We start from the raw sequence: 10,363 nt of genomic DNA, 5'->3' as shown, positions 1-10,363 counted from the left end.
GACATTTTTATATGAATCACTGATAATAAGACTTTAATTCTTCTTACTTCCGATAGACTTTATTTCATATATGTGGCATACACCAGATATTGATATTTTCTGTTTATCTGTAGACAATATGTATTGTTTGCAATTCCCCAAACCTCTTTCTCCAAAGCCACTTTAGACAGGTTTTAAATGGGACTTCTTCGGACCTTCTTCGGGTCAAGTCCACTATAACAGTGGACTTGACCCGAAGAAGACTCAAAAAAGGCAGCTCTATTAACACTCTAAGCCAGATTTTTTTTGCTGTCTTTTAAAAAAATACATAAAATATATACAATCCAGCTATCATTATATAGCAAGCCATATGCAGCAACAATAACCATTTAAACCTTCTTATTTTAAATTAAATCAACCATCCTTATATGAAGCATGGGATAAGCATCTCTAACAATGCTCTTAACGAAAGATGAACGTAGGATGCATATACTTCAGACGGTCGCAGTACCACTTACATTGATATCCTCCCCGATTCGGCATAAACGAACTGCAATCAATTGAACAAAAAAAGTCCTTTCAGACTAAAGGACTTCTAAAAAATTAGCAGAGGATTAAAACTATTTGGTTCCTCAAGCAAAGTTCGCGTTTGCGTCAAGTTAAGCGTTTGGATATGTATGTGTCGGGCTGAGGCATTCGAAGCCTCTGCGAATGACCCTTCGAGAACCTCAGGGTGACAAAATCCTGTTTTTCAAACAACCTGTAGCATTTTAGTTACCTCTTTTTTTACTTGACGCCTGGACGAAAGCATTCGGGACAGGTTATGAAGGCGGAAATGCAGTGCTGACAGGCAAACAACAACTTATAAGATCAAACAAAAAAGAAAGTGTCTCCTACATTTGATTGATACAAACATAGGAGACACCCTTTTTTATTGTTGATCTGCAAACGTCCGATACTTACTACTCACTACTAAAATCTACTTCTCTTCTTTATAATAGAATTTGTAGTAGTTCATTCCCTTCTCCTCATCAAAATCATTTTCAAGAAGTTTCCTGTCTCCATGGATATAAATACTGAAATTCTTATCCAGCTTAAGTACAGATTTATAATTGCTGTTTTGTTTTTTTACGGCCTGAGGAGAAATTTCAAAGTTATCCCCTATTTCTACATCAAATTCCGATTCATAATTCTGAATAATTTCTTTAAAAGAAGTCGCTGCAACTTCATTTCCTATTACTTCTTCAGAAAACTCTTCAAAATCGAAAGTATCTTTTTCTTTAAAATATTTCATCGATCTGTTTAAAAGATCAATTTTATCTGGTTTAGATATTTCAAACTCTTCATCAATCTTTTCATTAACAAAATCTTTGTACAGATTCAGGTAATTAGTTGTTTGATTGAATTGATCGTTTCTTACTTTCAGTTTTAAGAAATCGTCTTTCCAATATACAGCAGCATCGCCTGCAGATTTATTGGTTTGGTCTATTACAACTACTTTATATCCTAAATCTTCTTCTGTATTGAAAATTAAACACCCTTTATCCAGCTTCTGGATATTGATAGCTTCCTGTTCATAAGCAACAGAGAAACCATCTCCGTCTGGATAAACCTTTAAATAAGTCTCTTTAGTTTCGGATTTAAATACACCAATAGCCTGATGAACTTCCCCTTCTATCTGAACGTTATCAAATAAAGTAATGTAAACTTCGCCGCCCTTAATTTTCGGGTGGCTGGAAACATCAAAAAGATGTCTGGTAATCTGCTGACTAATTTCATGGAATTTAGAAGAGTCTGCAAAAAGCTGCTTTACAAAATGAAAAACTTCGTTAAGTTCCAGGTCATCCGTCGAATGAATCAGCCTGAAAACCTCGTTTACTTTTTCAAAGGGTTTCAGAAAGTACTGCATCAACAGGTTTTGCAACAATTCATCGTTTATTCTTAAAGGATGATCAGACAGTGTAAAATACTCGTCCTGCATCTTGTTTCCAACCTTATGTACAGAAATTTGATTTAACGACGCTTCGAAATAAGTAACCATAATTAAAAATACAATTCGTTTGCAACTATATAGGTATTGCAATGTGCATCAACAATATCTTTGATATGTGCTGAATAGCCACCGCCCATACTAATTTGAACTGGCAAACCTAAACTTTTACATTTATTTAAAACAATATAATCTCTTTTTTTACAAGCCTGGTGAGAAAGAGAAAGTTTTCCCAGTTTATCAGTCTTTAGCACATCAACACCTGCCTGATAAAATACCATTTCCGGTCTGGAAAAATCTATAACCCGATCTAAGTTTTCTATTAATATTTGAATATATTCTTCATCTTCAACACCGTCTGGCAAAGCAATGTCCAAGTCAGATTTTTCTTTTCTGAAAGGGAAATTTCTATCTCCATGCATAGAGAAAGTAAATACAGATGCGTTATTTTCAAAGATTTCTGCAGTACCATTTCCCTGATGAACATCTAAATCAATAATTAAAATAGAGGAATATATCTTTTTATTTATCAAATAATTAGCTGCAACAGCCTGATCATTTAACAAACAAAAACCTTCGCCCCAATATGAACCTGCATGGTGTGTACCACCGGCAGAATTGAAGGCAACTCCATATTCTCCTGCAAACAATGCAGCATCTATAGTTCCCTGGCAAATCCTTAGCTCCCGTTCTACCAAACGTTCCGACAAAGGAAAACCAATTCTTCGCTCTTCATGATAACTTAATGTTAGATTCTTGAGCTTTGACCAATATTCGCTGCTGTGAGTAAGCAGTATGGTTTCATCACTTGCTATTTCAGGTTCAAAGAAATTCGGCTCCTTTACTATTCCGCTATACATAAGCTGTTGCGGTATCAGCTCATATTTTAACATAGGAAACCGATGGCCTTCTGGCAAGGGATGACAAAATATTGAATGATGAGCTATCTTTAACATCAGTTCAAAATCTCCTTCACATGCTTTTCGATATTATCGCACATTACATCCAGCGGCAAATCATTTGCATCGGAACCAAACGGATCTTCAATTTCCTCGGCTATAAGCTCTAAACTTGCAAAAACGTATAAAACAAATACCACAACCAGAACCACAAAGTATCCAAAACTAAACACCCAGCCTATAGGTAAAGTCATCACATAAAAGAAAATGAATTTCTTGATAAAAACGTTGTACGAAAAAGGAATTGGTGTGTTTTTAATCCGCTCGCATGCGCCACATACATCGGTAAATACATCAACATCTTTAGTTAAGATAATCAATTGTTCGGAGCTGATCTGATGCTGCTTATGCAAAGCATAGATTCTTTCGCTAATCTTGAGTGCAATTTGATTAGGAATATGCGTTTTCCCTGCTTCAACTATATCTTTAATGTCTTCGTTATGAACCTTTCCTCTCAAATGATTGCGTAATGCTCTAGCGTAAACCGGAATTAAGATCGAAAAATAAGTTTTATCAGATTTATCCTGTAAATAACCTGCCAGTTTAATGGATAGATTCCTTGATACATTAACTAAAGTTCCCCATTGTTTTCTGCCTTCCCACCATCTGTCATAAGCTGTATTTGTTCTAAACACCAATAATAACGAAATAACGAAACCTAAGACGCTATGCATCAGACTTAAATTCTTTACATAGCTATTATTGTTTAAAGACCAATATTCCAGTTCTAGGTAAGCCAAAATAACCCCATATAAACTTACAGCTATCATTAGCGGAAAAAGCTTTCGGAAAGTGTCGGCTTTATGAAATCGAAAAATAAAGGTAAACCACTCTTTTGGATTATAATTAATCATTTATTCGTTCGGAAAAATCAGTTTAACAATTTTATTTAACCAAACAGAATCCTCTTCATCAAACGTGTTTAAATATTCACTATCTACATCTAAGACACCTATCACGATATCGTTTTGAATAATTGGCACTACAATTTCTGATTTAGAAAGACTGCTGCAAGCAATATGCCCGGGAAAATTATTCACATCGTCTACAATAATTGTTTCCCTTCTCTCCCAACTTGTCCCGCAAACTCCCTTTCCAAATAGTATTCTGGTGCATGCTACGGGTCCCTGAAACGGACCAAGAACCAATTCGCTATCTTTAACAAGGTAAAATCCTATCCAAAACCAATTGAATTGTTGTTTCAAAGCAGCAGCAAGGTTCCCCATATTCGCTATAATATCACTTTCATAAGCGATAAGCTCATTAAGTTGAGGGAATAATGATTCATACTGTTCCCGTTTACCTCCATTTATCACGTTTAAATCATGCGCCATGTTTGCAAAATTAGGAATTAGCTGTCTAATATGTATTTAAGAATAGAAGTATTTATTAACAACTATAGATAAATAATATGGCCTTGCGATAGAATATAATCTCAATCGGCTATTCTGAGAAGATTCAAAAGGGCCTGGATTTCTAAATACAACAAATCCAGGATTAACAAAGCTCAAAGTAGCTCAAATTGCATCGCCTTACCTCACACCAACGCTTTCGGTACAGATTACCTAAATTGGCTATAATCAAAATATAAACTGATTCGTCCGATTACCTGCATTTTTTTTACGCTTTACCTTCATTTTCCCTTCATATCGTAAGGCAATCGTAAGACAGACGTAAGAGAATCGCAGGAGAAACGTAAGAGGATCGTAGGAGAAACGTAAGAGAATCGTAGGAGAAACGTAAGTGTTGCAAAGGAGATGGTACGGACGAGTGAAGGAAAACCGTAGGAGAAACGAGAGAAAACTGAAGGAGAATACGCCATCTATAAAAAACCGGGTATATGTGTTCCCGTAAGACTGTAATTTATAATTCCTGCTAATACATTCAATACTTAACGCAAACAATACTCAGATCTAAAAGTAAACAAAATGTGACACTTAAGCCTTTTATTAAATTTTCTGTATTTTTCGTCTTTTAATAAGATATACCATGCAGTTTACGAAGACTTTAGCCTTTACCTACTGTTTATCGCTTATGGCTTTAAGCGGTATTAGTTCCATCAGATTTGACGAGGGAATGTTCCCTCTTAGCGAAGTATCAAAACTTGACTTAGCCAAAGCAGGTTTGTTAATCCCACAGAGCGAAATTTACAATCCAGATAGCATAAGCCTGATTGATGCTTTGGTTAATGTAGGCGGATGCACAGGTTCATTCGTTTCTGATAAGGGATTGATTATAACCAACCATCATTGTGCATTTTCTGCAGTTCAGCTGGCTAGTACCAAGGAAAATGACTATCTGAAAAACGGATTTGTTGCCAATTCCAAAGAGCATGAAATTGAAGCCAAGGGCTTAACTGCCAGAATTACGCAATCTTATGAAGACGTTTCTGAAGAAATACTTAATGCCATTTCGGGGATAAAAGATTACAATCAGAGATCAAATGCCATAAAAAACAAAATTATTGACATAGAGAAACGAGCTACTAAAGAAAATCAGGGAATCATCGCTCAGGTTTCAGAGATGTTCGCAGGCAAAACATACATCCTGTTTCGATACAAAATAATCAAAGATATCAGATTAGTATATGTACCTCAGCAAAATATTGGGGAATTTGGAGGCGAGACTGATAACTGGATTTGGCCACGTCATACGGGTGATTTCTCTTTTATGAGAGCTTATGTGGCGCCAGATGGCTCTTCGGCTACTTATGCTAAAGATAATGTGCCTTATAGTCCCAGGAAATTTATAAAGATTAATCCTAATGGAATCAAAGAAGGCGATTTCACATTTATACTGGGTTATCCCGGCAAAACTTTCAGGCACCGCCCAGCCCAGTATATCTCCTATCAGCAACAATTTTTGCTGCCTTACGTGTCGGAGCTTTACCAGTTTCAAAATAATCAGATGCTGAAGATAGGAAAAGAAAAAGGAAGAGATACAGAACTATCCCTGGCTACAAGAATAAAGAGAAACGCCAATGTAATGAAGAATTACCAGGGAAAACTAAAAGGTCTTGATAATATTAATTTACTCGAGCAAAAAAGAAAAGAAGATGAAAACCTGACTCAATACATCAACGGGAATAAACAATTAAAGAATCAATATGGTAATTTAATGAAAGATATATCTAATCTGTATCTTCAGATTAACTCAAATGCGTATACAGAACTTTGGTTTAATTACGTTTACAACTCCTCCAGTCTATTGAAAGCCGCCTTTCTTGTAAATCAGTTTAAAAAAGAACTGGAAGTATTGTCCACAGATAAAAGAAAAGCACTTTTTAATAAGAATATTCAGGAATGGAAACAGAAGTTGGAAGATATTTATGATTCGTACGATTACGATGCAGACAGGATTTTGCTATTAAACATGCTTGAACGGGCCACTAAGCTACCCAGCAATCAGAAGCTACGATTTATAGAGAGTAAGTTGACGGGCTTTAATCAAATAGATGATGCAGAAAAATTTGTCAATAATATCTTGTCATATACCAGATTAAAAGATCAAAATACATTCTTTAACCAAATACTTAGAGATCCGAATTCGTTATTAATGTATAACGATGCATTGTTAGATTTCGAACAGGAAGTTAATATCGCAAAAAGACAAAATGATGCGAACATAGAAAGACGCGAAGCTGCTTTAAGCAAATTAATGGCCGACTATGTCTCTGTAAAAGAAAAATACCTTAATACAAACTTTATTCCGGATGCTAACAGTACTTTGAGATTAACATATGGGAATGTTCTGGGCTACTCTCCTGTAGATGGCTCTTACATGAAGCCTTTCACAACGATAAAGGGGATACTCGAAAAAGGACGATCAGGATCTGCAGATTTTGAATATAATAACAAAATAAAGGAATTGTGGGATAAAAAAGATTTTGGTGCATTTAAGATGGATGAACTTGACGATGTACCAGTATGTTTTCTTTACAATATGGATACTACAGGAGGAAATTCCGGATCTCCGATATTTAATGCAAATGGCGAATTAGTAGGCGTAAATTTTGATAGAACCTACGAGGCTACTATAAACGATTTCGCATGGAATCCCAATTATAGCAGATCTATTGGTGTAGATATACGTTATGTACTTTGGGTAGCTCAAAAAATAGATAATGCCACAGGGGTATTACAAGAACTTGGAATTTAATATTCACCGATATTTTTTAAATATTTGTAAGGTTGGTTTTAAGAACCAACCTTTTTTATTCGTCATTAAAACAGAAAAGAACTATATAATATTATCATGAGAGCAATAGCAGAGTTACCACATCCAAAATGTAAAATATCGATTTTCTCGATGAATATGAAGTACATCGTTAAGTTTGAACAAGGTGCTTTGGAACAGACCTATAAACTGGCAGAAATGGATCTGATAAAAGGAATAGACAGCGTATTCGAGATCTTAGATGAAGAATTCATTACAATGGTTGCAGATAGGTTTGACGCTATGAGAGCATTTTTTATGGGCGCTTACAAAAAGCATAATTAAAACTTTATAAAAACGACACAATTAACTGTAAAATAGATACTTAAATATCATTAATGTTAAAAATAAAATCTTATTTGGACACAAAGACCCGATAAGATTTTATTTTTGCGTCATTAAAGAAGTAAAACTTCATATAGATAATTGAAATATTTAAAAATCAACAATTTAAACATATAAACAAAATTTTATTCTGTGTCATTTTTATACAGAATTATATTTGGATTAAACAATTTTGATGAATATTTACTTAGTAACACATACAGAGATTTACAATCCCAACAATTTGCTCTTAGGACAAAGTGAATTGCCATTAGCCGAAAATTTCACCTCACGATTCGCATGGCTAATGGACACCCTCCTTTTAAATTCAAATGATACTATTTACCTATCTAACTCATCCAGACGATGTACGAAATTAGCTTCGTTTTTGAGTGATGGAAAATTTGCCATAAATGATAATTTTATAGAAATTAACCTTGGCAATTTGGACTTCACCGAAAAGAACGGCATCTCAGATAAACAGCTATCTGCATATTTAAAAGATGGATTTCCTGAAGGAGAAAGTCTTGCTGATGTACAAAACAGACTGAAGATTGGCTTAAAAGAGACACTTAAATTAAAGGCAGAAAATTGTGTTTTGGTTACCAGTCCCTCAAATATAAAATTGATTATTTTACTATGCCTTAAGGCAAATTTAAAAGGTTACGATACGCTAAATATCGATTTTGGAAGTATTTCCAAATTACAATATCAAAAAAACAAAAAACAGTTACAGCTAATATATTGCAACTTAAAACCAGATATGATATGAATAAGTATGGTGTTACATACTAAGCTGTTGCTTATTACAAGCATACTATAGATACATTCTAAGAACAAAAATGAAAACAGAAATACACAATATAAATAATACTAGAATTGCAGATATCAGCTCCGATAGCACTATTATCAATTCTGCACAAGATGCTTTAGATTTACTTGGAGAAATTTATTATGAAGATGTTGATCGGTTGATTATTTACGAAAGGAACATTACGCCCGACTTTTTTAATTTAAAAAACGGCATTGCAGGCGAAATCTTACAGAAATTTTCAAATTATCGTGTGCGACTAGCTATTGTTGGAGATTTCTCAAAATATTCCGGCAAAAGTATTAAAGACTTTATTTATGAAAGTAATAAAGGTAGACACATCAACTTTGTTGCTTCGCAAACAGAGGCTATAGAGATATTATCAGGTCGATAAGGGCCATACTTTTCTTCTAAAACATGGTTAGTACAAGTTATCTCCCCTCGCAACTTGCCCTCGTCAGGTCACAAACCCATAACCTTCTTGTTGACTATGTTGAAGCATCCCATCAGAAAAATAAAAGTAACATACCACCTTACGTGTGGGATTCTTCCCTCCGGTCAGAGAATGACGCTGGTTCTCTATATTGATGATTTAAACATAAAGAAGGCCGAACTTATTTTGCATTAATTGTCAGGTTACTAAAACCTGCTCACGACCGTCTTGCTGAGTGTAACGAAGCCTGCCTCGCCGGTCAGGCAGGCATCCCATCAAGAAAAAGTAATACGCCTTATACATGGAGTCTTCCTCAGATCAGATGACATAAGGACAGCTCTTTTACACTTGATTAAAAGAACTATTTTGCGGTTTTTAGTTTTCTATAAAGCATCAGACTACCAGTACTAAATGTACTGGTAATCATGATACTCAACCAAACCACTTAGTGGATTTCTTATAATATTGCCAATAGGCATATTAAATTCTTTTGCAACTTCCGACAAATAAGGCAAGTAATTATGCGCAACCGAGCCAACACAATTAAAAGAATAGCTATCAAAATCCGGATAGTACGCAATAATATTAGTAAAGAATGATCTAAAGGATTTCTTAACGAGTTCCTGTATAAAAGGATGATCTATATTGTCGCCTACAAATTTACTGAAGGTTGCACTAAATCTATTTGGAAGTGGCTCCGTATAAATTTTACTAATGATTTCATTAGCACTCAAATTATACTCTGTATCAAATTTAGCTCTTAAATCCTGCGGCAAATACCCTCTTATATAAGCTATCAAAACACTTTTACCCAGGTAAGCCCCACTCCCTTCATCTCCTAAAATAAAGCCTAAAGAATCTACCTGATAAGTGATTTTCTCACCATCATAGATGCAGCTATTTGTACCTGTTCCAAGAATTCCTACAAATCCTTTGTTCCGTCCTAAAACAGAACGGGCTGCTGCCAATAAATCAGATTCAACTTTAATAACTTTAGCGTTCGGAAAAACACGGGCTAATGCTGCTGCAACGATCGGACTTTTATCTTCACTACATCCAGCACCATAAAAATGTACTTCTTCTACTTCCATTGCAAGAACAGACTCCGGCAAATTAGTTCTTATTGAATTTTCAATATAGTCTGCGCTAACATAGTATGGATTGTAACCTTCTGTATTGTAGTTGAAAGCCTATTTTCCTTTTTGTAACAAACACCAACTTGTTTTTGTAGATCCGCTATCTGCTATTAATATCATGCACTTAAATTAGGGGGTAGTAAACTTTTAATAACTATTTCAAATATAACATTACTATATCAAAAATAAAAAAAGAAATAAAAACTTTAGAAAAAATTTAAAAAGATTAATAAATAGAGTTGATTTTGGTTTTTTGAAATAAATTCCCGATTCTTAATTACATTTGTGGGCAGAGGATAATTTTTAATACCTTATTAATGATGTTCAACACAACCAAGAAGAATACTAAACTTTATTTCGAAATCATTCAAAAGTTATATTACAATAACAAGCTCTCTAGCGTAGAATTAAGCAATCTCACAAACAGAAGTATTCCTTTAATTACTAAATCTGTAAATACTTTAATAGAACAGGGATTCGTTGAAGAAAGCGGCTATGCTCCATCTAGCGGAGGCA

Annotated in this window: 9 protein-coding genes and 1 pseudogene; 5 read left to right on the top strand and 5 right to left on the bottom strand. The window is 34.6% G+C overall.

The window, feature by feature from the left end; translation table 11 throughout:
- Nucleotides 1–958: 958 nt before the first annotated feature.
- From ABWO41_RS10775 to msrC, 4 genes are read right to left on the bottom strand one after another with little or no spacing between them, the layout of a single operon-like run.
- Nucleotides 959–2,020: a nucleoid-associated protein gene (locus tag ABWO41_RS10775; RefSeq protein ID WP_353137554.1), complete on the bottom strand. Its 1,062-nt coding sequence runs from the start codon at nt 2,018–2,020 to the stop codon at nt 959–961.
- 2 nt (nt 2,021–2,022) lie between these two features.
- Nucleotides 2,023–2,925: a histone deacetylase family protein gene (locus tag ABWO41_RS10770; protein WP_353137552.1), complete on the bottom strand. Its 903-nt coding sequence runs from the start codon at nt 2,923–2,925 to the stop codon at nt 2,023–2,025.
- On the bottom strand, nt 2,925–3,782 hold the full coding sequence (locus tag ABWO41_RS10765; RefSeq protein ID WP_353137550.1) for a bestrophin family protein: 858 nt from the start codon (nt 3,780–3,782) through the stop codon (nt 2,925–2,927). Before ABWO41_RS10765 ends, ABWO41_RS10770 begins: the two co-directional genes overlap by 1 nt.
- Entirely contained in the window at nt 3,783–4,262 is a 480-nt protein-coding gene (msrC, locus tag ABWO41_RS10760; protein ID WP_353137548.1) for a free L-methionine (R)-S-oxide reductase MsrC, read from the bottom strand. It abuts the gene before it with no gap.
- A gap of 655 nt (nt 4,263–4,917) precedes the next feature.
- On the opposite strand from msrC, the gene ABWO41_RS10755 reads away from it, so the two are divergent.
- The 4 genes from ABWO41_RS10755 to ABWO41_RS10740 all read left to right on the top strand — a co-directional run bounded on the left by ABWO41_RS10755 (nt 4,918) and on the right by ABWO41_RS10740 (nt 8,672).
- Nucleotides 4,918–7,086: a S46 family peptidase gene (locus ABWO41_RS10755; RefSeq protein WP_502945646.1), complete on the top strand. Its 2,169-nt coding sequence runs from the start codon at nt 4,918–4,920 to the stop codon at nt 7,084–7,086.
- Between the two features lie 96 nt (nt 7,087–7,182).
- Nucleotides 7,183–7,428 carry a hypothetical protein gene (locus ABWO41_RS10750; protein ID WP_353137546.1) on the top strand — a complete coding sequence of 82 codons (246 nt, stop codon included), beginning with the start codon at nt 7,183–7,185 and terminating at the stop codon, nt 7,426–7,428.
- Nucleotides 7,429–7,663: 235 nt separating this feature from the next.
- The gene (locus ABWO41_RS10745) at nt 7,664–8,239 is read left to right on the top strand and encodes a histidine phosphatase family protein (protein WP_353137544.1); all 576 of its coding nucleotides are present in this window, start codon (nt 7,664–7,666) and stop codon (nt 8,237–8,239) included.
- A 70-nt stretch (nt 8,240–8,309) separates the two neighbouring features.
- A complete protein-coding gene (locus tag ABWO41_RS10740) occupies nt 8,310–8,672 on the top strand; it encodes a DUF4180 domain-containing protein (protein ID WP_353137542.1) in 363 nt (120 codons plus the stop codon).
- 446 nt (nt 8,673–9,118) lie between these two features.
- Here ABWO41_RS10740 and ABWO41_RS10735 read toward each other — a convergent pair whose 3' ends face one another.
- Nucleotides 9,119–9,823 (bottom strand): N-acetylglucosamine kinase, encoded by a 705-nt coding sequence (locus tag ABWO41_RS10735; protein WP_353137540.1) that lies wholly within the window; start codon nt 9,821–9,823, stop codon nt 9,119–9,121.
- A 341-nt stretch (nt 9,824–10,164) separates the two neighbouring features.
- Between ABWO41_RS10735 and ABWO41_RS10730 the strand changes: the two are divergent.
- A pseudogene (locus ABWO41_RS10730) lies at nt 10,165–10,363 on the top strand (winged helix-turn-helix domain-containing protein); the annotation flags it as partial.

Source organism: Pseudopedobacter sp. (genome assembly GCF_040392825.1).
Taxonomy (GTDB): Bacteria; Bacteroidota; Bacteroidia; order Sphingobacteriales; family Sphingobacteriaceae; genus Pseudopedobacter.
The sequence above is the reverse complement of the archived record's forward strand: the minus strand, read 5'-3'. Positions and strand labels throughout refer to the sequence as shown.

Excerpts from the sequence above, each read along its gene's own strand:
- ABWO41_RS10775 (WP_353137554.1), bottom strand. The coding sequence starts at position 2,020 with ATGGTTACTTATTTCGAAGCGTCGTTAAATCAAATTTCTGTACATAAG.
- ABWO41_RS10770 (WP_353137552.1), bottom strand. The coding sequence starts at position 2,925 with ATGTTAAAGATAGCTCATCATTCAATATTTTGTCATCCCTTGCCAGAA.
- ABWO41_RS10765 (WP_353137550.1), bottom strand. The coding sequence starts at position 3,782 with ATGATTAATTATAATCCAAAAGAGTGGTTTACCTTTATTTTTCGATTT.
- msrC (WP_353137548.1), bottom strand. The coding sequence starts at position 4,262 with ATGGCGCATGATTTAAACGTGATAAATGGAGGTAAACGGGAACAGTAT.
- ABWO41_RS10755 (WP_502945646.1), top strand. The coding sequence starts at position 4,918 with ATGCAGTTTACGAAGACTTTAGCCTTTACCTACTGTTTATCGCTTATG.
- ABWO41_RS10750 (WP_353137546.1), top strand. The coding sequence starts at position 7,183 with ATGAGAGCAATAGCAGAGTTACCACATCCAAAATGTAAAATATCGATT.
- ABWO41_RS10745 (WP_353137544.1), top strand. The coding sequence starts at position 7,664 with ATGAATATTTACTTAGTAACACATACAGAGATTTACAATCCCAACAAT.
- ABWO41_RS10740 (WP_353137542.1), top strand. The coding sequence starts at position 8,310 with ATGAAAACAGAAATACACAATATAAATAATACTAGAATTGCAGATATC.